Origin of the sequence: Rouxiella aceris, assembly GCF_012933545.1 — a bacterium.
GTDB classification, from domain to species: Bacteria; Pseudomonadota; Gammaproteobacteria; order Enterobacterales; family Enterobacteriaceae; genus Rouxiella; species Rouxiella aceris.
On record NZ_JAADJU010000001.1, the window covers coordinates 74,363 to 96,782 of the forward strand.

Sequence of the window (22,420 nt, forward strand, 5' to 3'; positions counted from 1 at the left end):
CCCGGCAACAACACCGGACGGTTGGCAGCTATCAGATAGCAACTGGCGCTTTGATCGCCGGATGCGGATCGTAGCCTTCGATATCAAAATCTTCAAAATGGTAATCAAATAGCGAGGCCGGCTTACGTTTGATAATCAGTTTTGGCAGGGCACGAGGTTCACGGCTCAGCTGCAAATGCGTCTGTTCCATATGATTGCTGTAAAGGTGCGTATCGCCACCGGTCCAGACAAAGTCACCGACTTCCAGGTCGCACTGTTGCGCCATCATATGCACCAATAATGCGTAGCTGGCGATATTAAATGGCAAACCGAGGAATACATCGCATGAACGTTGATACAGCTGACAGGAGAGTTTACCGTCTGCCACATAGAACTGGAAAAACGCGTGGCAAGGGGCCAACGCCATCTGATCAAGCTCGCCCACATTCCACGCCGAAACAATAATACGTCGTGAGTTAGGGTCCTGCTTGAGTTGCTCCACCACATTGGCAAGCTGGTCGATCTGCTTACCGTCAGCAGTGCCCCAGGCGCGCCATTGCTTACCATATACTGGACCAAGGGAACCCTGTTCATCAGCCCATTCGTCCCAGATAGTGACCTTGTTTTCACGCAGGTAGGCAATATTGGTGTCGCCTTTCAGGAACCACAACAGCTCATGAATGATCGAGCGCAGATGGCAGCGCTTGGTGGTCACCAGCGGGAAACCCTCTTGCAGATTGAAACGCATCTGATGACCGAAAATTGACACTGTACCCGTACCGGTACGGTCGCCTTTGGGTGTGCCTTCAGCAAGCACTTTTTGCATTAATTCCAGATACTGTTTCATATTACCTCAAGACAATGATTTCTGTGGGCGACGGTAAGCCCAGATAAACATGATGACACCAAAGACAATCATAGGGATAGAGAGGATCTGACCCATGCTGATGATGCCGTCAAACAGACCCAGCTGCGCATCGGGCTGACGGAAATGTTCGACAATAATACGGAACGCGCCGTAAAAAATCAGGAACAGGCCAGAGACGCTGCCCATGGGGCGCGGTTTGCGAATAAACAGATTCAGAATGATAAACAGCACCACACCTTCGAGCAGCAACTCATAAATCTGCGAAGGATGGCGCGGCAGGACACCATACTGATTGAGCAAAGATTGCCATTTGGGATCGGCGGCGGCAATAGCAATATCTTCCTGGCGTGAACCCGGGAATAACATTGCCCATGGAGCATCAGTAGTGACACGCCCCCACAGTTCACCATTGATAAAGTTGCCTAATCGGCCAGCGCCTAACCCAAAAGGGATCAACGGAGCAATAAAGTCGGAAACCTGAAAGAAGTTGCGTTTGGTGCGGTGGGCAAACCACAGCATTACCGCAATTACGCCAAGCAATCCACCGTGGAATGACATGCCGCCATCCCAGACTTTAAACAAATACAACGGGTTATCGAGAAACAGTGGCAGGTTGTAGAACAGGACATAGCCTACGCGCCCACCGATAAACACCCCAAGAAAACCTGCATACAGCAGATTCTCGACTTCTTCTTTATTCCAGCCGCTGCCGGGTTTATTGGCACGGCGCACAGCCAGCCACATGGCAAAGACAAACCCCACCAGATACATCAGACCGTACCAGTGAAGTGAAATAGGTCCTAGCGAGAAAATGACCGGATCAAACTGGGGAAACGCCAGATAGCTGTTACTCATCTATCACCACAAATTGTTTGTTGTTGTGGGCCCGAAAACATATGACTTAAGGCCAGAGGGGGCAAATCATAGCATAAGAGAGGTGAGGTCTGGTGCCGCCGGGCGGGAAAAGTTCTGTAAAAAAAAGTCTCGTCATACTGCAAGCCAGTAAAAAAACGAGACTTTTTTGCCTGTCGAAAAGCGGCAGGTCAGCACTATTTGCCGCCGCGCACCAAGCCGCCGAGGCCACGACGTTCCATAAATGCCGCAGTCATATGGCGAACATCAGAGGTGAACTGCGCCTGCAAAGCGCGCTCGGCCAACTCTTGCGCGTCGGTAATATCTATTTGCCGTAACAGATACTTAACCCTGGCAACGCTACGCCCGTTCATGCTGAGATTGCGATAGCCCATGCCCGTCAGCAACAGTGCTCCCATAGGATCACCGGCCATTTCACCACACAGGCTGAGATCCAGACCGGCGGTTGCGGCGTCGCTGGCAATTTGTTTGAGCACTCGCAGCATGGCGGGATGCAGACTGTCATACAGTCCGGCCACGCGGGTATTATTGCGATCCACGGCCAGCAGATATTGTGTCAGATCGTTGGTGCCCACCGAAATAAAATCGACCCGCCCAGCCAGTGAAGGCAGCATAAAGATCATTGATGGCACTTCGATCATCACACCGATACGCGGTTTAGGCTGGGTATAACCGAGGGCTTCTTCAACCTCACGGCCGGCACGGTCGATCAGTCGGCGCGCTTCATCGATCTCTTCCAGGCTGGTGATCATCGGCAACAGAATACCAAGGTTACCGGTGGCCGCATTGGCTCGCAGCATGGCTCTCACCTGGATGAGGAATATTTCCGGCTGATCGAGGGTAATACGAATGCCGCGCCATCCCAGACAAGGATTTTCCTCGCTGATCGGCATATAAGGCAACTGCTTGTCCGCGCCGATATCCAGCGTACGCAGCGTCACCGGCTTGGCCGGGAACAGCTGTAACATGCCCTGGTACTGCGCCACCTGCTCTTCTTCGGATGGAAAACCGCTTTGCAACATAAACGGTATTTCGGTGCGGTACAGACCAATGCCATCGACCCGGCTACCAAATAGCTTCTCGTGATCGGCGCTTAAACCGGCATTAAGCATCACCTGTACCCGCTCGCCACTTTGCATTTTGGCGGGTTGTTCCACATCGCTTTCGGCGCGTTCACTCAGCTCCATCTCTTCGCTGATTAAACGGCGGTACTCATTGACCAGCACCGGCTCAGGATCGATCAGCAATTCACCGCGATAACCGTCAACAATCAGCTGGCGCTGATTTAACAGCGAAGGCTGAATATCAGCACCCATTACCGTCGGCACGCCCATGGCCCGTACCAGGATAGCCGCATGCGAGTTGGCGGCACCGTCGCGGACCACTACGCCGCGCAGGCGTTCCTGGGGCACCTCAGCCAATAAGGTGGCAGTGAGTTCATCGGCGACCAGAATAAAGTTCTCCGGCCACTGGGTAACCCCTTGCGCTGTATCGTCGAGGTGAAAAACCAGCCGCTGCCCCAGCGCGCGCAAGTCACTGCCCCGCTCACGCAGGTAGGTATCTTGCAGACTGGCAAACTGGGCGGCAAATTTCTCCACCACTTTTTTTACCGCCCACTCAGCTACCGCGCCCTGATCGATTTCGGCAAATAGCTCGCGCTTGAGCCTGGCATCGTTAAGCAGATGGGAATAGAGATCGAAAATGGCTGCGCTTTCTTTTTGCGCCGTGGCATTAAAGCGTTTACTGAAGCGACGGAACTCGGCACCAGCGTCCTCCAGCGCCCGGGTCAAACGCCCGCGCTCACGAACCGGATCCAGCGTAGATGCCATATAGACATTATCGAGGGACGGCTGATTGCTATCTTGCCAGCCGGTACCAATAGCGACACCCGGCGAAGCCGCCAGCGCCTTGACGCGGGTCTGACGGAAGCGGCCATACAGAACATTAAGCTGCGCCTGCGAAAGGATCGCCGCCATCTGGGTAGCCAGCGTGACCATGAAGGACTCTTCACTTTCGTCAAACTGGCGATGCTCACGTTGCTGTATAACCAAAACGCCCAATAACTGGCGGCGATGGATCACCGGCACCCCAAGAAAAGAGCGGAACAGATCTTCTTTTACCTGAGGGATATATTTAAAGCTGGGGTGACTTTGCGCATCCGCCAGGTTGATAGGCTCAGCCAGACGGCCGACCAACCCGACAATGCCTTCATCAAAAGCGAGGGTGATGGTGCGCCCGCGAGGTTTTTTCAAACCTCGCGTCGCCATCAGGTAATAACAACGACGATCATTGTCAGCCAAATAGATAGAACACACTTCGGTGTTCATCGCCTGGCAGGTTTCATTGACCAGCTCGTCCAGCGCTTCATTCAGGCTGGACGCCATTGCTACCTTCTCAACTATTTCTCGCAATCGCGTGAGCATTTCTTCGTGACTTAGCCTCTTTTCCGGCGATAGGCAGGAGGAGTGCGGTTAACCGGCACTTCCTGCATCGGCATCACAGTGGTGGAAAACTCTTTCATGACCCGGCGATAGACATCACGTTTAAACGAAACAACCTGACGCACCGGATACCAAAAACTCACCCAGCGCCACCCGTCAAACTCGGGCGTACTGCTGCGTTGCATATTGATGTCTGCATCATTACACATGAGCTGTAACAGAAACCATTTTTGCTTTTGGCCGATACAGACCGGCTTTGTATCCCAACGCACCAAACGTTTTGGCAATTTATAACGTAACCAGTTACGGGTAGCGGCCAGGATACGCACATCCTTACGGCTTAAACCCACTTCCTCAAACAGTTCACGATACATGGCTTGCTCGGCCGTTTCGCCAGGGTTGATGCCGCCCTGTGGAAACTGCCAGGAGTGCTGTCCATATCGACGGGCCCACAAGACTTGACCCTGTTTGTCACAGATTACGATACCAACATTCGGGCGGTAGCCATCATCATCGATCACCGGACTACCTCAATAGCTTAAAATGCATAGATACACTGATTGTTTCATACTACCAACAGGTGGTAAACCACTGGTTACGCTTGAGTTGAAATGGATAAAAGCGGGATAACTTATGCAAAACCTCAAAGTTATAAACAGCCCACGACATTTTCCGGCAATTTTATTCACTTTTTCTGTGGATAGATATGTGAAGAACATAAGAGTAAGAGGGGTAAAACTAATTTAAACCCGCTTGTCCTCGAAAAAGAACACAAAATTTACCCCATTTAAAACAACAAATTAAAATTCTACCCACAGGTTCTCCCCTTAGATAATCCCCGCTGTATTTCAGCAGAGATCTGTCGGTGGCGAAAGATCGCGCAATATTGTTTTTATCCACAGATAATGACCAATAACGGGTTACATATGGCACAAAACCTCAGGAAAACGCCCTCGTCAAGCCTGTAAATCAAACCAGTGATCGCAAATACTGCGGGTTATCCCACAAATCTGTGGATAACCAGGTGGAAGATCCTGTTCATTGTGGCCGTCAACAGGTGATCAACTTAAAAAACCACCAGGCTAAAACTGACGACAGGCAAAAAAAAACCATGCCAAATCATGCTATTATTCAGGTTACTCACTGGGTGGATATTTAATTTTCGCACCGCCGCCACATGAGTATAATTTTTAACCAAAATAAATGAGAATTTTTTATGTCGATCCCTTTGCCCACTACCCTGCCACCCCAGGACGCACAAACCTTGCTTGAGCGTGCAAAGTCCCTGTCTGGATTTACCCTGGGTGAATTAGCGCAACGGGCAGGTTTGACGATCCCGCCTGATTTGAAACGCGAGAAGGGTTGGGTGGGCATGCTGCTTGAGGTTTATCTCGGTGCCAGCGCGGGCAGCAAACCGGAGCAGGATTTTCCAGAAATTGGCGTTGAATTAAAAACAATCCCCATCGACCATAGCGGAAACCCGCTGGAAACCACCTTTGTTTGCGTGGCACCGTTAACCGGCAATAGCGGCGTTACCTGGGAGAGTAGCCACGTTCGGCACAAGCTGACTCGCGTGTTGTGGATACCGGTTGAAGGCGAGCGACAAATTCCCCTTGCGACGCGTCGTATTGGTACCCCATTGCTGTGGAGCCCTAATGCCGAGGAAGATGAGCAACTGCGTCAGGATTGGGAAGAGTTAATGGATCTTATTGTTCTGGGCAAAGTTGAAAGCATTACGGCACGTCATGGCGAAGTGTTACAGCTGCGCCCCAAGGCGGCCAATAACAAGGCCAGAACCGAGGCTATTGGCGAAAAAGGCCAACCTATCATGACCTTGCCTCGGGGGTTCTATTTAAAGAAAAGCTTTACCCGGCAACTGCTTGCCCGCCATTTCTTGTTATAGCCCGCTTATCAAGCCTCCCCTGCTCTGGGTTTTTCGCCATTCTTTGCTAATCTTATCGGGGATCTGTCCAGACTGAATTACAGGGAGCAACAATGAGAAATAGATGCAGACTTTTCGCCGCGCTGGTTCTGGCATTCGCCCTGGCCGGGTGCGCCAGTGATTACGTGATCGCCACCAAAGATGGCAATATGATTTTAACCAACGGTAAGCCCGAGCTGGATAAAAGCACCGGACTGATCCGCTATGAAGATACCCAAGGGAATGCACGTCAGATCAACAGCGATCAAGTTTCCCAGATGATGAAGCGTTAACCGCGCACTCAAGGCCAAGCTGTTGGCCTCTTAATTTAACGGCTTTGGCGCTTCTTCCATGGCACTACAACGCTGTCTGCCGAGTAGCGCCACCCAGAGTTCCAGACTGGCTATTGCAGCCAGCACAACAATAAACCAGCTTTTGCCTGCCGCTACCAATATCCAGCCCCCTATCGCCGGAAACCCAAAAATACCAATAAAATAGGCCACCACAAACCAGGTCAAAGCCGCATGCCGATCCTCAGTTGCCGAGTCATTTATCGCCCAGGTCTGGATCAACGGATACACCAGTCCATAGCCGATACCTGTCATTACGGCGGCAGTAATCTGGAATACAGGATGGAACGGCACCCCCAGCAAGGACAAAAGGCCGACAATCAGACATAACATCAATGCAGCAACTAACGGAATGCGCGGCAGAGAGGATAAATAGCGAGCCAGTAACAATCTTGATAGCACTACTGTCACGGCATGCACCGCAAAAAATGTACTGGCATTGGCGCGGGTTCCGGCCACTAATGAACCTTGAAATGACATCATGCCAGAGAATATACAGCCGCCTAAACCTACCATAACAATGGGATAGATCGCCCTGCTGGTCGCCAGGCCGGTTATTTTTTTCACCCAGGGTCTGAACGCACACTCCCTTTTTCCCTGCTGCTCTCTGAGACCAAAAGTCAGCAACAGCAGTGAAGCAATAATGCCCGACAGACTCACGGCCATAAAGGTAGTACCGACCGGTATATCAAATCGATCAGCCAGCATGGACAGAAGGATAGGGCTGCCGCAAATCCCGGCCATCTGAAAAGCACTAAAGCGAGTAAACCAGTGGCTTCGCTCGGCATCAGAGATACGCTCAGACAGAGCCATTGGCCCGCTGATATAGAACATTCCCCAGCCAAGGCCAATCAAAAATGCTGCAATAAAGGTCACTCCTTGCTGCTCACCATTGATTGCCGCAAATAGCAGATACCCCATGGACATAGCCAACGCAGCGATAGCGGCAAGTATTGCTGCCTCTATTCTGCCGGCAAACCAACCCACCAGCGGTACGCCAGTCAAAGTACCGACCAGTGCAAATCCCAGGGTAATGCCGGTATCAATATCACTGCCTCCCTGCCCGCGAAAATAGGCAGAAATCAGAAAGGTGGCACCATATCCTCCGGCAGTGAACAAGGTGGCAAACAGCAGAAAAAACGCCGAGGTCGTTCGCATAGTTGTTACTCTCATGTTTTTAATTACCATCAGCATTACCTGGGAGTCATTGACCTTAACTTTTTTACCGCTTCGACCACACGCCGGCACACATAGCGGATCTCATCCTGGCTGTTAAATCTGCCAACACCGAAACGCACACTACCCTGTGACTGGCCATTAGTGGCTCCAATAGCCTTAAGTACATGAGAGGGTGCACGTTGTGCGGAAGTACAGGCTGAGCCAGAAGAGAGTGCAATATCGGCCAGTTCCAATAAAAGCGAATCGGCATCTACATCATTAAATGAGACATTTAGTAAACCGGGTAGGCAATCAGTCATATGGCCATTGATACGAATATCGCTCAAATTTTCCAGCATATGTTCGCGGAGTAACGACTTTAGATACGTTAACCTCTGAGACTCAACGGTCATATTTTTAACCGCAATTTCCACGGCACGCCCAAAACCGACGATCCCGGGAACGTTAAGAGTGCCGGAACGCATACCTCGTTCATGCCCACCGCCAAGGACAAGCGGTGTCAGAGTGATATTTTTATTACCCGAGTTGAGGTAAAGTGCCCCAACCCCTTTAGGACCATATATTTTATGAGCAGAAAAGGAGGCAAGACCAATATTCATCCGCTGCATATCAAGTTCTATTTTGCCGAGCGCCTGAGTGGCATCTGTATGAAAAACAATGTCATGATCGTTACAAATCCTTCCTATCTGTTCAATTTTTTGTATTGTGCCAATTTCATTGTTGGCCGCCATAATAGAAACCAGATAGGTTTCGGCTTTGAGCGCACTAGATACCAGCGCTGGCGAGATAACCCCATCACTGTCTGGTGGTAAATAAGTAACCTCTATTCCATTAGCTTCCAGCCTGGCACAACAATCAAGGACTGATTTATGCTCTATCATGGAGGTGATGACATGCTTTTTATTACTGCGGCCTTGTAGCCCTATCATGGCCAGATTAATTGATTCGGTAGCTCCAGAGGTAAAAATCATATCCCGAGAATGGGGCGCATTTATCGATTCGGATATGGTTTGACGGGCATAATCTACAGCCTGCATGGCTTCCCAGCCAAAGGAATGGCTTTGACTGGCAGCATTTCCGTAATGGTCGGTAAAATAAGGCATCATTGCAGCAATAACTTCGGGGTCTAATACCGTGGTGGCGATGTTATCCAGATATATTGGACGGATTACTTTGTGCATCATGTTCTACCTTGAATAAATCAAATGACGATGGATTTTCATTGCCCGACCCTTATTATTTCACCCCGGCTTACCCCATTTTCTCCATTGACCAGATTAAGGCGGATACTCGCGGACACCCCGAGCATATGGCTGAGTTGTATGCCGCGCACATAGATCAGACGGTTTGACCAAGCGCTCTCTTCAAAAAAAACTTCCAACACATCATCTCTTCCTTTCTGCTTACCTGCGGCTCTTTCAAAATATTCTTTGGTAATCGCAGCACAAGTGAGTTTATGGGGCGAGGCTTGGCAAAACGAGCCGACTTGCTGCGCTCCGTTGTCAGCAGACAGCATTCGTCTGGTTAGCGCCTGAGGAATGTGCTCAGACGCAAGGATGTGGACGATATGCTGCCTGGCTGAATCTTCATGAATAACGTGTATATCGCTGAGAGCTATTTGATATTTTTCCGCAATGGGCAAGAATACTCGCTGTATGACAGCATGCAGGTGATTTAAACGCGGGTTGCGTTGTTGAGAATTAGTTAGCTTGCTTCTAAGAAACTGTAATCGGAATATGCCATGATGATCAAAAGCTACGGATATTCTAGGTAGCCATCCGTGTTTATTTTGATAATCTCGGGCAAAACTCAATGCAGTGTCGAAGGCTTTATCTTGTGCCTCCACCGTTATTTTACCATCTTCATCAAGATAAACCCTTGAGTTTCCAGCCAATATACTGACCTGACCATCCTGTTCACTCATGGCTATGTTACCCTTATTAATCAGTGCATTGAATAAAATAAAAACAACACCATTATATTATCAACCGAAAATACTTCTACTGGCGTCAATTAAAAATATATATCAGGACAAACATATTCTGTAAAGGCCCCTATGACAGTTATTTTAACTCGCACTATCATTAACTATCTAAATCATTAACCAGTACAATTAAACCTTAACCCCAACTAATATATAGACTTAAAATCATTCATAATAAATATATTCAAACGCAACTACCTGATAGTTGAAAGCTTTCATTATTAATAATGATTTCCATTATAAACTTAACAAGAAAAATAATAATTAATGACAGTATTTAAAGCGTTCGGTAAGTAAATGCCCGTGAGAAAAAACGGCGGAGATGGCCTAAAAATGCGTGCACACCCCCTTTCCTCTTCCCCCTCTGGCATCCCTTGTATATAGTCAGTAAGGCGTGGCTGCTGCAACGCGCGCTTGTTTGCAACTTTTCACCATCCATTTAAGCGCCAGCCAGACATTCTCAGACACTAAGGAAGATCGGCAATGCAATATCACCGTATACCCCACAGTTCTTTAGAAGTGAGCGTACTGGGACTGGGCACCATGACCTATGGTGAACAGAACAGTGAAGCCGAAGCTCACCAACAGCTCGATTATGCCCTCGCGGCGGGTATCAATCTGATTGATACTGCAGAAATGTACCCGGTTCCGCCTCGCCCGGAAACCCAGGGATTGACCGAAAGCTATATCGGTAGCTGGATCAAAGCCCGTGGCAATCGTGAAAAAATCATTCTGGCCAGTAAAGTCGCCGGGCCATCACGCGGTAATGATAATTCGATCCGACCGGGACAGGTTTTGGATCGTAAAAATATTCGCGCCGCATTAGACGCCAGCCTGAAAAGGTTGAATACCGACTATCTCGACCTGTATCAGCTGCACTGGCCACAGCGCCCGACCAATTTCTTCGGCAAGCTGGGTTACACTTACAGCGAAGATGCCTCACCGGTAACGCTGCTGGAAACTCTGGAAGCACTGAATGAACAGGTGCGCGCCGGTAAAATTCGCTATATCGGCGTCTCCAACGAAACGCCATGGGGTGTGATGCGTTATCTGCAACTGGCGGAAAAGCACGATCTGCCGCGCATAGTCTCCATTCAAAACCCCTACAGTCTGCTTAACCGCAGTTTTGAAATCGGACTGGCGGAAATCAGTCAGCATGAAGGCGTGGAACTGCTGGCCTACTCCAGTCTGGCATTCGGTACACTGAGTGGCAAATATCTCAACGGTGCCAAACCCGCAGGTGCGCGTAATACGCTATTCAGCCGATTTACCCGTTACTCTTCTGCCCAGTCAGAAGCGGCGATCGCTGAATATGTTGGCCTGGCCAAAAAACTGAATCTCGACCCGTCGCAAATGGCGCTGGCGTTTGTGCGTCAACAGCCGTTCGTTGCCAGCACCCTGCTTGGTGCCACCACCATGGAACAGCTGAAAATCAACATCGACAGTCAGGATCTAACGCTGGATGCCGACGTGATTAACGCGCTGGAAGAGATCCATAAACGCTTTACCATTCCGGCTCCTTAATTTGTGGCCAGTATATGGATCGACAAAGGGCGCTATCTGCGCCCTGAGTTTGATGACAAAGTCGTCTTGATGATCGAGATACCCGGGCATAGCACACCTAGGGGCGCTCCGGCGGGCAAGCCCGCTACGACCCCAACGGTGCACTCTCCCTAATAACGAACTTTGTCAGCAGTCTGAGGGCGCTATCTGCGCCCTTTTTAATGTCTACACCCACGAATTAACTGCGACTCAGGCGTTTCTTCTGTTTAATCTTCCACAGCCAAAGCACCGTAATTGCCAGCGCAAATACCACGCCAAAACCGACGCCGATAGCAATAATCGGCAGACCTACGCTGACCGCCAGCGAATAGAGGCCCAGCATCAGCAACATCGCGGTATTCTCACCGAGATTCTGTACTGCTATGGCGTTACCGGCACCTACGGTATTTTTGCCCAAATGCTGCAACAAGGCGTTGAGTGGCACGACAAAAAAACCACCCAACAGGCCGATCAGTGCCAGCAGCGCATAGGCATTAAGCATGCTGTGTTGCAAGGCAAAAAATACCACAGCGACACCGATACCAATACCGGCAGGCAAGCAGCGCTGTACCGTTTTCAACGTGATCAACTTTGCCGCCGCGCCGGCACCGAATACAATGCCCACCGCTACCATGGCATTAAGCAGCGTCGGCGTGGTGTTATCTGTGATCCCCAAAGCAACCGGCACCCACAGCACCAACAGAAAACGCAGCGTCACACCGGCCCCCCAGAACAAACTGGTGCCTACCAATGAAAAACGTGTGTCGCCATCGGCCCACAGGGTACGGCAAGCGCTGAAAAACGTAGCTGACATGCGACGTGGGTTCCAGGAGCCGCCTGGCCGCGCCGCCGCGAGTTTAGGAATAAAGGTATTGGCCGCTACCGCCCCCGCATAGGCCAGTACGCATACCAACAATGCTGCCAGTATATGCCAGTCCGCCAGCGCGCCACCGGCAACGGATCCCAGCAGGATAGCCGCAATGGTCGACGACTCCATTAGGCCATTGGCCTTGACCAACTGCTCACCCGAGGTAATTTCGCCGAGAATGCCGTACTTGGCGGGAGAATAGGCCGCGGCGCCGACGCCCACCAGCCCATAGCCGAGAAAGGGGTTAAAACCGACGCAGATAACCAGTGCGCCGAGTAACTTCAAGCCGTTGGCAAACATCATTACCCGGCCCTTGGCAAAGCTGTCGGCAACCTGTCCGACAAAGGGCGCAAGAATAATATAAGCGGCGACAAACGCCATTTGCAGCACTGGCTGGCTCCACTGTGGATACAGCAGTTGTTTAATCAGCGCCAGGGTGGCAAACAGCAGCGCATTATCGCCAAAGGCGGACAAAAACTGCGCAACGATCACTGCCGTCATACTGCGCGACATCAGGGGAGATGCATTCCCCACGGGCTGACTCATGCTTGATTCTCCGGTTTTTCTGCCATCTCGCGCAGGGTAACAAAATCAGGTTTTCCGCTGCCCAGCAGCGGCAGCGCTTTAAGTACGCGAATATCGCGCGGCACGGCAAGTTCAGGCACACCCAGCTCACGGGCGCTTTTGGCCAGTCCATCTCGTCCAAGGGTGGCATCGGTGGTAAATAAAACCAAAGCCTCACCTTTGGCCGGATCATGACGCGACGTAGCCGCATGCTGCCCCTCAGGAGAGGCATTGATGGCAATCTGCTCGACGCTTTCCAGCGACACCATCTCACCGGCCAGTTTGGCAAAACGTTTTACCCGACCGCGAATGGCGCAATAGCCTTGCTCATCAAAGGTGACAATATCGCCGGTATCGTACCAGCCAGATTCGATTTCACCCTGGGCATTTTCTGCCACCGGCAGTTCCAGCACCCCGGGGTTCTCCACCCGCAGATAGCCTTTCATAATATTGGGACCACGCAGCTGTAAGCGCCCGCCCTGCTCAATACCGGCAACGGGTAACAAACGCGAGTCCATGCCCGGCAGGATCTTGCCAACGGTATTGACGCGGGTCGCCATCGGCACGTTAATCGACACCACCGGCGCACACTCGGTTACGCCATAGCCTTCAAGGATGCGAATACCAAACTTGTTCTGCCAGAGTTCCTTGGTTTTATCAGCCAGTTTCTCCGCCCCGGCCACCACATAGCGCAAGCGCGCAAAATCATAAGGATGAGCAAAACGGCCGTAATTGCCCAAAAAGGTCGAGGTGCCAAACAGCACGGTGCAGTTTTGATCGTAAACCAGCTCAGGAACGATGCGGTAATGCAGCGGGCTTGGATAAAGGAAAACCCGCGCGCCGGTCATTAACGGGGTAAACAGCCCGACCGTTAAGCCAAAAGCGTGAAACAGCGGCAGCGACGACATAAAGCGGTCGCGCGGCGTAAAATCGGCAATAGTGCGGATCTGCTCTACGTTGGCCATCAGGCTGGCATGGGAGTGCACCACCCCTTTCGGATTGCCCTCAGAACCGGAAGTAAACAGCACCAGCGCGGCATCATCAGGCTGTTGCGGCAGCATGGCCTGTCGTGGAAACAGCAGATGAAAGAGGATCCACAGTTTATCTTTGCCGGTCACCGTATCTTTCAGATCTTCGAGATAGACCCATTTCGCTTCACTGACCTGCTCGGGCAACTGGGTCAATTTGCCTTTTTCCAGGAACTGTCTTGAGGTAACAATAGTTTCAATCTGCGCCGCTTTGATGGCACTTTTCAGCCCCTTGGCCCCGGAGGTGTAATTGAGCATGGCCGGGATCCGGTTGCGCATGGAGGCACCAAAAATAGCCGCTGCGGTAATGGTCGCATTGGGCAGCAGCATCCCGACATGCTCACCTTCGCGGGTAAAGCGTTGCAAAATACGGCTGACACCGAGGGATTTTTTTAGCAAGCCCTGGTAGCTGTCCTCTTTAAAGGCAATATCGGCGATACAGGGTTTACGACGGCCATAACGCGTTTGCGCCGACAACAGCGCCTGATACAGGGTTTCTGCCGGTCGCGTGGCCATGCGCGCTGTCATCATAATGTCATGCAGCATTTCCCCCGCCAGCAGGCGGCGATCGCGCGAACGCGCGGCCTCAGGCATCGGCAGCTTTTGCGGCGGCAAAATGCTGATGGATATTTTGGGAAACCAGCGCAGCTTAAAGCTGCCAAACAGGCGACCAAAAACGGTGTATTCCGCGCCGTCGATACGAATTGGGATCAGCGTTGCCTGAGATTTTGCCGCGACAAAAGCCGCGCCGTCATAGATTTTCATCAACGAACCGGTGACGGTGATACGTCCTTCAGGAAAGACCACCACCGGGCGTCCTTTCTCTATGGCACGTACCAGATGTTTGATCGCCATCGGCTTGGTGGGATCGAGGGGAACAAAATCCACGTAGGGCTTAAGCCAGCGCATATACCAGCTTTCGGTGATATTGGAGTAAACGGCAAACACTGGTTTGATCGGCAAAAAGAGTACCAGCAGCATACCGTCGATAAAAGAGACATGATTAGGGGTCAGTAACATCTTGGGGTAATCGAACCTGATATCCGCAGGTGTCACTGTGATACGGAAGATGACTTTAAACAGTACGCGAAAAAACGCGTGTAAAAACCGGTAGAGCATTCCCTTATCCTCTTAAGTTGACCCCTATCCGAATAAGAACAGGCAGTTAAGGAGGTTAGCATAGCCGGGTAAGGCTTGACGACTGCTCAACGGGAGTTTGAGAAAAAATGACGGGCAAAAAAAAACCTACGCATCTGCGTAGGTTGGTGCAAATTTAATCGGTATCCCCATGCAAAACATAGTGGATGACTCACCAATCAATACCTCTGGGACCACCAACTTTAGAGATAGCTAACGAAATGCACTACTTTTCAATCGCAAGAGTTATGCGCAAAATGCAACCAAGTGTAAAATTGACACAATGGATGTAAGGATGCGGTGTTTTTATCGGACGCGGCAGTGCAATGCGGATGGCGGGCAAAAAAAAAACCTACGCATCCGCGTAGGTTGGTGCAAGTTCAATCGGTATCAACACACAGGGTGTGCTGATGATCCACCAATCAATACCTCTGGGACTGTTAATGTAGCCGCTGGCGCCTTGTCGCCACCAGCAGGCAATCGCAACATTGATTGGCAAAGTGTAACCAGCAGTGAGGATCAGGCAGCCGATACGTCAACCAGACAACTCATGGCATTGGGACCCTGGGTCAGTCTTGAGGTACCAATATCCAACGTCAGGACATTGGGATTACCTGACTGCTCGGTTTCCTGCCATTGCTGACCAAAACCGGGATCAAACCAGGCACCGGTGGACATCAACACCACGCCGCGGGTGATACCGTCGCTAAAGGAGACCCCGGCCAGACAGCTGCCGCGCGCGTTGCTCACCTTGATGCGGTCGCCGTCCTGCAGACAACGATCGGCAGCATCGAGGGGGTGCATATATAAGGTCTCTTTGCCGGCAGTTTTATTACTTTGCACCAATGGCGTCTGATCCAGCTGACTGTGCAGACGATCTTTCGGCTGAATCGAAATCAGATGCAGCGGCCACTGTTTCGCCGTCTCGGCCCCCAGCCATTCGACAGGCGGCTGCCATTGCGGATGCGGCGCAAAGTCTTCGTATTGATAATCGGCAATCTTCTGGCTGAACAACTCGATCTTGCCACTTGGCGTACTGAGCGGATTAACCCGTGGACTCTTGCGGAAAGATTCAAAGAAAACATAATCTTTTTGCGGCGTGGGCAGTTCGACAAAGCCGCGCTGCCAGAAGGTAGCAAAGTCAGGCCACTCTACGCCGGTCCCTTGCTGCGCCTCACCGCATTGCTTATAGATATGCTGCAGCCAGCTCGCTTCATCGCGGCCCTGAGTAAAGGTGTCGCGATAACCGAGACGGTCGGCCAGCTCGGCAAAAATATCGTAATCGTTACGCGCCTGATGCTGTGGAGCGATGGCCTGATGCATGGCCAATACAAAACGGTCACGGGAAGAGCCGCCGATATCATTACGTTCCAGCGAAGTGGTGGCAGGCAATACGATATCAGCCATCTGCGCCGCCGAGGTCCAGACATTGTCCTGCACGATCACCGTATCGGGACGCTGCCAGCCTTCAACCAGACGGTTCAATTGCTGATGGTGGTGGAAAGGATTGCCACCCGCCCAGTGCACCAGATGGATATCGGGATAGTTGAGCGTCTCGCCCTGAAATTCATACGGCTGTCCGGGGTTGAGCAGCATATCGCTGATCCGCGCCACCGGGATCGACAAACCAGAGGGATTGGGTCCGGTACTGACCGCTGGTCCCGGCGTGTCAAAGCGCGGATTGCCGACGCTGTTCATTGAGCCATGACCAAAGGAGAAGCCGCCGCCCGGCAGACCCACCTGTCCCAACATGGCCGACAACGCAATCATCATCCAGTAAGGCTGCTCGCCGCGATGGGCACGCTGAACCGAATAGGAACAGGTAATAAAACTGCGCACGCCAATCAACTGGTCAGCAAGGCGGGCAATGCGCTCGGCAGGCACGCCGGTAATGGCGCTGGCCCACTCAGGAGTTTTGGCAACACCGTCTTTGACACCACGCAAATAGTCGGCCAATTGTGGATAGCCGACACAGTGGCTGGCAAGAAACGCCTGATCATGTGCTTCCTTACGCTGGATTTCAAAGGCCAGCGCCAACATCAAGGCCGCATCGGTATTGGGACGAATGGGGATCCACTCCGCATTGACAAACGCCGGGCAATCATCGCGCATCGGGCTGATATTAATCACCGGCGTGCCTTTTTTGGCCAACTGCTCCAGTGCCGGTTTGAGCGTGTGCTCTACCGCACCGCCGGAGGCAACCTGGGCATTTTTTAGCGCCAGTCCGCCAAAGGCCAGCAAAATATCACAATGCTCTACCACGCTGGGCCAGGAGGTCACGCGTCCGGTTAACGGCGTAAAGGTGCCGATCACATAGGGCAGGAAAAACTGCGCCGCCCCCCAGCTATAGTTGCCCTGTTGGTCCACGCCACCACCACCGGCAAAGTAGAAACGCCGCACCAGTGAGCGCGCATGGTGTAAACGTCCGGCAGAAGACCAGCCGTAAGAGCCGGTAAAAATCCCCGATGCGCCATAACGATCGCGCACCCGGCGATTTTCTTCCGCCACCAGATCGAGCGCCACATCCCAGTCCACTTCCACAAAATCTTCGCGTCCGCGCAGGGTTCGGTCACTGTTTTCTCGTTTCTGCAGCCAGGAGCGACGGATTGCCGGTTTACGGATGCGCTTGTCTGAATAGACCAGTTGCGGGATGGAGTCGAGCATTGGCGAGGGATCGGCATCAGCAGAATAAGGCTCACAACGAATCAGGCGGCCATCTTCAACAACGGCAGTATAGGCACCCCAATGGGCCAGTTGCGGGTAGCGTTTTATTGACATGAGTCTCTCTGTGCAGGTGTTTTCAATAAAAAAGCCTGCCGCCCCTGGCCATGCCGGAGCGACAATCATTATGAGCCATAAAATAGCATCCTCAGTCGCGCAGACTCAAAGCACAAATTGAGATAAAGCAAACGAATCCGACGCTATAGCGCCAAAGGGGAGGCGATTGGCAGCACAATACGGCGGCCATCTTGCTTATCAGCCTGGCGGGTATTTTGCTGATTAGCGCCACTTCCCTTTAAAACACTTAATTTACTGACAACGGATAGGTATTATTCGCCGTTTTCTGGCCGTTGCTTTGCAAAGTTGCGATCGCCATCCCTTGCGGCTGGCGGCATTTTCCGCAAGACTGACCGGTGTAAACGCTTACCCTCAATACGTTGGATACTGATTATGGCTACGATTAAGGATGTCGCAAGACTGGCGGGTGTTTCTGTGGCAACAGTTTCACGCGTGATTAACCACTCCCCTAAAGCCAGCGAAAGCTCGCGCGATGCCGTGCTGAGCGCGATGCAACATCTGCAATATCATCCTAATGCCAACGCCCGCGCACTGGCGCAGCAGGCAACGGAAACACTAGGGCTGATTGTTGCCGACGTTTCCGACCCCTTTTTTGGTGCCATGGTGAAAGCCGTTGAGCAAGTGGCCTATGCCACCGGAAATTTTCTGCTAATTGGTAACGGTTACCATAATGTGGAGAAAGAGCGGCAGGCTATCGAACAATTGATCCGCCATCGCTGTGCGGCGCTGGTGGTGCATGCCAAAATGCTGCCGGAAGATGAATTAAGCAGTCTGATGCAACAGATCCCCGGTATGGTGTTGATCAACCGGACACTGCCCGAGTTTGCCCACCGCTGCGTAGCGCTGGATGACCGTTATGGTGCCTGGCTGGCGACGCGCCACCTGATTCAATCCGGCCACCAGCGCATTGCTATTCTCTGCTCCAATCATGATATCTCCGACGCCCGCGATCGCCTGCAAGGCTACCTGGATGCACTGAGCGAACACGGTATTGCGGTTGACGAGCGTTTGATTATTGCCGCCGAACCCGACGAAATTGGCGGCGAGCAGGCGATTACCGAGCTATTGGGCCACGGCAAAAACTTTACGGCGGTGACCTGCTATAACGATTCGATGGCCGCAGGCGCGCTGTCGGTGCTTAGCGATAACGGTATTGATGTGCCGGGAGATATCTCGTTGGTGGGCTTTGATGATGTGTTGATTTCGCGCTATCTGCGCCCGCGATTGACCACCATTCGCTATCCGGTGGTGGCCATGGCCACCCAGGCCGCCCAGTTGGCACTGGCCTTGGCAAAGGGGCAACAGCTACCAGAGACCACCAATATGTTTAGCCCAACGCTGGTACGTCGTCATTCGGTCAGTAATCTGGGTCACTAAGTGATTCCGCTGAGCGAAGACAGCCAACGCCGCCACGGCGTCAAGAACGCAGGGTGTCCCGCCCAAAGCCATTGGCGTTGTGGCAAGGCGGCAACTGAATGAATCCCGATGAGCTTAGACCGCTAAGTGATTCGGGTGAGTGAAGGCAGCCAACGCCGTCACGGCGTCAAGAACGCAGGATGTCCCACCCAAAGCCATTGGCGTTGTGGCAAGGCGGCAACTGAATGAATCCCGATGAGCTTAGACCGCTAAGTGATTCGGGTGAGTGAAGGCAGCCAACGCCGCCACGGCGTCAAGAACGCAGGGTGTCCCACCCAAAGCCATTGGCGTTGTGGCAAGGCGGCAACTGAATGAATCCCGATGAGCTTAGACCACTAAGTGATTCGGGTGAGTGAAGGCAGCCAACGCCGCCACGGCGTCAAGGGCGCAGGGTGCGGTGATAGAGCCGTACCTCCTTGTCCGGATACTCCACTCCCTCCCCAATATACCGCCAGCCATGCTGTTCGTAGTAGCCAGAGAAGGTTGCCCATAAATAGAGCTCATGAAAGCCTGCTGACTGACTGTATTGGCTAACGAAATGCTGCAGCTGTCTGCCCAAACCGCGCGACCGCCAGGCTTTATCGACATAGAGCGCGGCCAGCCAGGGCGTCAGATCCTGGCGGCTGATCAAATCACAACGCCAGAGCCCGACGGTGCCAACGATTTTTTCTTTCTCCAGCGCGATAAATGTCAGCGGTAAATCGGCGGTGGACAGGCTGCTGTCGACCACGCTGGCAAAAAATGCCCGGCTATTGTCGCTGCCAAACGCCTGCCACAACCAGTCAATTACCTGCTGGCGGTGCTGTGGAAAGTCGCGCAAATTTTCAATAGTGATCATGGCGTTATACCAACTTGCCCTGAAAAATAGGTACCGACTCAAACAGGTAGCCGTCAAACTCGGGGGCATCGACGTCGGAGAGTTCCATCAGGGTATTTTTGACATTTTCCATATGCTGCCACATGGCCTGGTAAGATCCCATCACATCGCGGCGGCGCAGGGCGGCGAGGATATTCTGGTGATCGGCAAGCCACTTTAAGCGGTAACCCCGGGTGGCAATATGGCTGTGCAGCTGTTTCCACAACGGACTCGAGTCACGATGCATCCAGATATTATTGACCGAATCGAGCAACATCTGGTTTTGTGTCGCCCCGGCAATCAGCAGATGAAACAGCTTATCGTTGTCGCCGCTTTCATCGTTGGCCACAATGGCGCTTTGCTCTTGCTCCAGCGTGCGGCGCATATTTTCAATATCGTTTTTGGTGGCCATTTTGGCTGCAAAAGCAGCGATATTGCTTTCAAGCAACTGGCGCGCCTGCAGGATTTCAAACGGGCCGATCTGCCCCTGATACAGCGACTCGTCTTGCCCCTCTTCCGCCGAGGGAATGCGCACCACATAAACACCCGACCCCTGACGAATATCGACAATGCCTTCCAGCTCAAGCATCAGCAGCGCTTCACGAACGATAGTGCGGCTTACACCGTAGGTTTCAGCCATATTCCTTTCTGGCGGCAGACGGGTAGCCATTGCGAAATGTCCCTGTTTGATTTTCTCACGCAGGTCATGCCCTATTTCCTGATATTGTTTTTTTTCCTGGGAAACGACGGCCTTATCCACTTTGTCACCTTAACAGCGGCAGCAACCGCAAAATATGTCCCGTGAAAAGAGGACGTGCGCCAGGCAAGCCCTCCTCGTTACGGCCTAGTCTACCAAACCCAGCGCCTGATCGAGTACCTTTGCGCCATTTAAGGTGCCATAGGCTACAGAATCAATCACCGCGATGGGGATCTGGTAATGATCGGTCAGTTTTTTATTCTCGGTCAGTTTAAAACGTACCTGCGGCCCAAGTAATACGGCGATAACCTCTGCGCCATAGGCCTCCAGTTCATCGCGCAGGTTTTGTTCGGCAATGGCATAAATTTTATATTCCAAACCGCGGGCCGCCGCCTCTTTTTCCATTTTGGTAACCACCAGGGAAGTCGACATACCGGCGGAACAGGCTAATACAATGCGTTTCATGCAATCTCTCCGGGTTATTTATCTTCGTCGTCGAGGGTTAATGCCAGGCGACGTGTGGTGGCCAGGGTATTAAACCAATGGGATGATTTTTTCTGGCGACGCTGCAAGCTGTTTTCTAAATCTATTTCGATTAATCCGTAACGGTTTTTAAAGGCATTCATCGGGGAAACATTATCGGTAAAGGCCCACAGCATATACCCCTGGCAATTGGCACCGTCCTCGCGGGCTTTTAACGCCCAGTAAATATGTTCGGCGATAAATTCAATACGATAATCATCCTGAATTTCGCCATTTTCGGCGCTGCGAAAACGGCCTTCGTCTTCTATGCCCATACCATTCTCAGAGATAAACCAGGGGATATTGCCGTATTCGCTTTTTATGCGCATCGCCATATCGTAAACAATTTTTGGATAGATCTCCCAGCCGCGAGACTTGTTCATACGACGGCCAGGCAGTTCGAAATGTTCGTAATAACACGCAGGATGGAAAGGCGTGTTTTTATTCCATTGGTGACTCGGCGCTTTTACCCGATGCGGGTAATAAAGATTAATGCCCACCTCATCGACGGTATTGTCACGGATCAGCGCCAGCTCTTCTTCGTTACAGGCAAAGTCCACCTGATGTTTGGCCAGTAAATCGAGTAACTCGTGCGGATACTCTCCCTTGATTAAGGGGTCGAGAAACACGCGGTTATAAAACAGATCGTAAAGATGGGCGGCCTGTAGGTCATGGGGCGCACTGGAACGTGGATAGGTGACTTCCGGGTTAAGGATCACGCCAATGCTGCCATTGCGGGAATAACCCCGCTGACGAAACAGCGCCACGACCTTTGCCGTCGCCAGAACTTTATAATGATTCCACTGCATCCACTTGCCGGTATTTTGTTCGTAGGGCCAGCGCAGAGCATCCAGATAAACGCGGGTCTGCACCACAATCGGCTCGTTAAAACTAAACCAGCGGGTCACCTTGCCGGCAAAACGCGCGAAGGCTTTTTCAGCATAGAGAACAAACAGCTCAACGACTTTTTTGGAACTCCAGCCATCATATTTTTCAAGCAGATAAGCGGGCAGCTCATAGTGTTCCAGACAGAGCATCGGCTCAATGCCCTGGCGATGTAGCTCGTCAATCACTGCATCAAGATAACTGGCGTACTCCTCATCGACGGTGGCATTTTCATAATCAAGCAAAAAACGAGACCAGTTAATCGACGTGCGAAAATGCGTCAGACCACTGGCTTTCATCAGGGCAATATCTTCTTGATAACGGTGGATAAAATCGGTGGCCTTCGCAGGCCCGTAACCGTTATGCCAGACATGGCGATCGTGTTTATACCACAGGTCGAGATAGGAATCCTGACCCGCTTTTTTCCCACTCCAGCCTTCTGTCTGCCAGGCGGAAGCCGCCGCCCCAAGGATAAAATCTTGCGGAATTGCGAGAGAAACCTTGCTCATGA

Annotated in this window: 18 protein-coding genes; 4 read left to right on the top strand and 14 right to left on the bottom strand. The window is 51.9% G+C overall.

Annotated features, from left to right (window positions below; all coding sequences use genetic code 11):
- Positions 1-31: 31 nt before the first annotated feature.
- The 4 genes from thyA to rppH form a co-directional block, all read right to left on the bottom strand.
- On the bottom strand, positions 32-826 hold the full coding sequence (gene thyA, locus GW590_RS00345; RefSeq protein ID WP_169401050.1) for a thymidylate synthase: 795 nt from the start codon (positions 824-826) through the stop codon (positions 32-34).
- 6 nt (positions 827-832) lie between these two features.
- Positions 833-1,702: a prolipoprotein diacylglyceryl transferase gene (lgt, locus tag GW590_RS00350; protein ID WP_169401051.1), complete on the bottom strand. Its 870-nt coding sequence runs from the start codon at positions 1,700-1,702 to the stop codon at positions 833-835.
- Between the two features lie 194 nt (positions 1,703-1,896).
- Positions 1,897-4,143, bottom strand: a complete 2,247-nt coding sequence (gene ptsP, locus GW590_RS00355; RefSeq protein ID WP_169401052.1) for a phosphoenolpyruvate--protein phosphotransferase — start codon at positions 4,141-4,143, stop codon at positions 1,897-1,899.
- A gap of 11 nt (positions 4,144-4,154) precedes the next feature.
- Positions 4,155-4,682: an RNA pyrophosphohydrolase gene (gene rppH / locus GW590_RS00360; protein ID WP_169401053.1), complete on the bottom strand. Its 528-nt coding sequence runs from the start codon at positions 4,680-4,682 to the stop codon at positions 4,155-4,157.
- A gap of 695 nt (positions 4,683-5,377) precedes the next feature.
- Here rppH and mutH point away from each other — a divergent pair.
- Together mutH and GW590_RS00370 are read left to right on the top strand one after the other, a co-directional pair.
- A complete protein-coding gene (gene mutH, locus GW590_RS00365; protein WP_169401054.1) occupies positions 5,378-6,064 on the top strand; it encodes a DNA mismatch repair endonuclease MutH in 687 nt (228 codons plus the stop codon).
- 92 nt (positions 6,065-6,156) lie between these two features.
- Positions 6,157-6,375, top strand: a complete 219-nt coding sequence (locus tag GW590_RS00370; protein WP_169401055.1) for a YgdI/YgdR family lipoprotein — start codon at positions 6,157-6,159, stop codon at positions 6,373-6,375.
- 30 nt (positions 6,376-6,405) lie between these two features.
- On the opposite strand, the gene GW590_RS00375 is transcribed toward GW590_RS00370, so the two are convergent.
- The 3 genes from GW590_RS00375 to GW590_RS00385 are packed head-to-tail and all read right to left on the bottom strand — an operon-like array spanning position 6,406 to position 9,535.
- Complete coding sequence (locus GW590_RS00375) at positions 6,406-7,590, bottom strand: MFS transporter (protein WP_169401622.1); 1,185 nt, start codon at positions 7,588-7,590, stop codon at positions 6,406-6,408.
- Between the two features lie 35 nt (positions 7,591-7,625).
- Positions 7,626-8,792 (bottom strand): cysteine desulfurase family protein, encoded by a 1,167-nt coding sequence (locus tag GW590_RS00380; protein ID WP_169401623.1) that lies wholly within the window; start codon positions 8,790-8,792, stop codon positions 7,626-7,628.
- A 38-nt stretch (positions 8,793-8,830) separates the two neighbouring features.
- Entirely contained in the window at positions 8,831-9,535 is a 705-nt protein-coding gene (locus tag GW590_RS00385) for a hypothetical protein (protein ID WP_169401056.1), read from the bottom strand.
- Positions 9,536-10,078: 543 nt separating this feature from the next.
- On the opposite strand from GW590_RS00385, the gene GW590_RS00390 reads away from it, so the two are divergent.
- Entirely contained in the window at positions 10,079-11,119 is a 1,041-nt protein-coding gene (locus GW590_RS00390) for an NADP(H)-dependent aldo-keto reductase (RefSeq protein WP_169401057.1), read from the top strand.
- A 217-nt stretch (positions 11,120-11,336) separates the two neighbouring features.
- On the opposite strand, the gene lplT is transcribed toward GW590_RS00390, so the two are convergent.
- From lplT to GW590_RS00405, 3 genes are all read right to left on the bottom strand, one after another.
- The gene (lplT, locus tag GW590_RS00395) at positions 11,337-12,551 is read right to left on the bottom strand and encodes a lysophospholipid transporter LplT (RefSeq protein ID WP_169401058.1); all 1,215 of its coding nucleotides are present in this window, start codon (positions 12,549-12,551) and stop codon (positions 11,337-11,339) included.
- Positions 12,548-14,716: a bifunctional acyl-ACP--phospholipid O-acyltransferase/long-chain-fatty-acid--ACP ligase gene (gene aas, locus GW590_RS00400; RefSeq protein WP_169401059.1), complete on the bottom strand. Its 2,169-nt coding sequence runs from the start codon at positions 14,714-14,716 to the stop codon at positions 12,548-12,550. The genes lplT and aas overlap by 4 nt, the downstream gene beginning before the upstream one ends.
- 537 nt (positions 14,717-15,253) lie before the next feature.
- The gene (locus GW590_RS00405; protein ID WP_169401060.1) at positions 15,254-17,512 is read right to left on the bottom strand and encodes a molybdopterin guanine dinucleotide-containing S/N-oxide reductase; all 2,259 of its coding nucleotides are present in this window, start codon (positions 17,510-17,512) and stop codon (positions 15,254-15,256) included.
- A gap of 393 nt (positions 17,513-17,905) precedes the next feature.
- On the opposite strand from GW590_RS00405, the gene galR reads away from it, so the two are divergent.
- The gene (galR, locus tag GW590_RS00410; RefSeq protein WP_169401061.1) at positions 17,906-18,910 is read left to right on the top strand and encodes an HTH-type transcriptional regulator GalR; all 1,005 of its coding nucleotides are present in this window, start codon (positions 17,906-17,908) and stop codon (positions 18,908-18,910) included.
- A gap of 418 nt (positions 18,911-19,328) precedes the next feature.
- On the opposite strand, the gene GW590_RS00415 is transcribed toward galR, so the two are convergent.
- The 4 genes from GW590_RS00415 to GW590_RS00430 all read right to left on the bottom strand — a co-directional run bounded on the left by GW590_RS00415 (position 19,329) and on the right by GW590_RS00430 (position 22,418).
- A complete protein-coding gene (locus GW590_RS00415) occupies positions 19,329-19,787 on the bottom strand; it encodes a GNAT family N-acetyltransferase (RefSeq protein WP_169401062.1) in 459 nt (152 codons plus the stop codon).
- A 4-nt stretch (positions 19,788-19,791) separates the two neighbouring features.
- Positions 19,792-20,565 (bottom strand): FCD domain-containing protein, encoded by a 774-nt coding sequence (locus GW590_RS00420; RefSeq protein ID WP_169401063.1) that lies wholly within the window; start codon positions 20,563-20,565, stop codon positions 19,792-19,794.
- A gap of 84 nt (positions 20,566-20,649) precedes the next feature.
- The gene (locus GW590_RS00425) at positions 20,650-20,967 is read right to left on the bottom strand and encodes a PTS sugar transporter subunit IIB (protein WP_169401064.1); all 318 of its coding nucleotides are present in this window, start codon (positions 20,965-20,967) and stop codon (positions 20,650-20,652) included.
- Positions 20,968-20,981: 14 nt separating this feature from the next.
- A complete protein-coding gene (locus GW590_RS00430; protein WP_169401065.1) occupies positions 20,982-22,418 on the bottom strand; it encodes a glycoside hydrolase family 1 protein in 1,437 nt (478 codons plus the stop codon).
- Between the last annotated feature and the right edge of the window lie 2 nt (positions 22,419-22,420).

What these genes read in the sequence shown, in the direction of transcription:
- thyA (WP_169401050.1), bottom strand. Translation starts at nt 826, where the DNA reads ATGAAACAGTATCTGGAATTAATGCAAAAAGTGCTTGCTGAAGGCACA.
- lgt (WP_169401051.1), bottom strand. Translation starts at nt 1,702, where the DNA reads ATGAGTAACAGCTATCTGGCGTTTCCCCAGTTTGATCCGGTCATTTTC.
- ptsP (WP_169401052.1), bottom strand. Translation starts at nt 4,143, where the DNA reads ATGCTCACGCGATTGCGAGAAATAGTTGAGAAGGTAGCAATGGCGTCC.
- mutH (WP_169401054.1), top strand. Translation starts at nt 5,378, where the DNA reads ATGTCGATCCCTTTGCCCACTACCCTGCCACCCCAGGACGCACAAACC.
- GW590_RS00370 (WP_169401055.1), top strand. Translation starts at nt 6,157, where the DNA reads ATGAGAAATAGATGCAGACTTTTCGCCGCGCTGGTTCTGGCATTCGCC.
- GW590_RS00375 (WP_169401622.1), bottom strand. Translation starts at nt 7,590, where the DNA reads ATGCGAACGACCTCGGCGTTTTTTCTGCTGTTTGCCACCTTGTTCACT.
- GW590_RS00380 (WP_169401623.1), bottom strand. Translation starts at nt 8,792, where the DNA reads ATGCACAAAGTAATCCGTCCAATATATCTGGATAACATCGCCACCACG.
- GW590_RS00385 (WP_169401056.1), bottom strand. Translation starts at nt 9,535, where the DNA reads ATGAGTGAACAGGATGGTCAGGTCAGTATATTGGCTGGAAACTCAAGG.
- GW590_RS00390 (WP_169401057.1), top strand. Translation starts at nt 10,079, where the DNA reads ATGCAATATCACCGTATACCCCACAGTTCTTTAGAAGTGAGCGTACTG.
- lplT (WP_169401058.1), bottom strand. Translation starts at nt 12,551, where the DNA reads ATGAGTCAGCCCGTGGGGAATGCATCTCCCCTGATGTCGCGCAGTATG.
- aas (WP_169401059.1), bottom strand. Translation starts at nt 14,716, where the DNA reads ATGCTCTACCGGTTTTTACACGCGTTTTTTCGCGTACTGTTTAAAGTC.
- GW590_RS00405 (WP_169401060.1), bottom strand. Translation starts at nt 17,512, where the DNA reads ATGTCAATAAAACGCTACCCGCAACTGGCCCATTGGGGTGCCTATACT.
- galR (WP_169401061.1), top strand. Translation starts at nt 17,906, where the DNA reads ATGGCTACGATTAAGGATGTCGCAAGACTGGCGGGTGTTTCTGTGGCA.
- GW590_RS00415 (WP_169401062.1), bottom strand. Translation starts at nt 19,787, where the DNA reads ATGATCACTATTGAAAATTTGCGCGACTTTCCACAGCACCGCCAGCAG.
- GW590_RS00425 (WP_169401064.1), bottom strand. Translation starts at nt 20,967, where the DNA reads ATGAAACGCATTGTATTAGCCTGTTCCGCCGGTATGTCGACTTCCCTG.
- GW590_RS00430 (WP_169401065.1), bottom strand. Translation starts at nt 22,418, where the DNA reads ATGAGCAAGGTTTCTCTCGCAATTCCGCAAGATTTTATCCTTGGGGCG.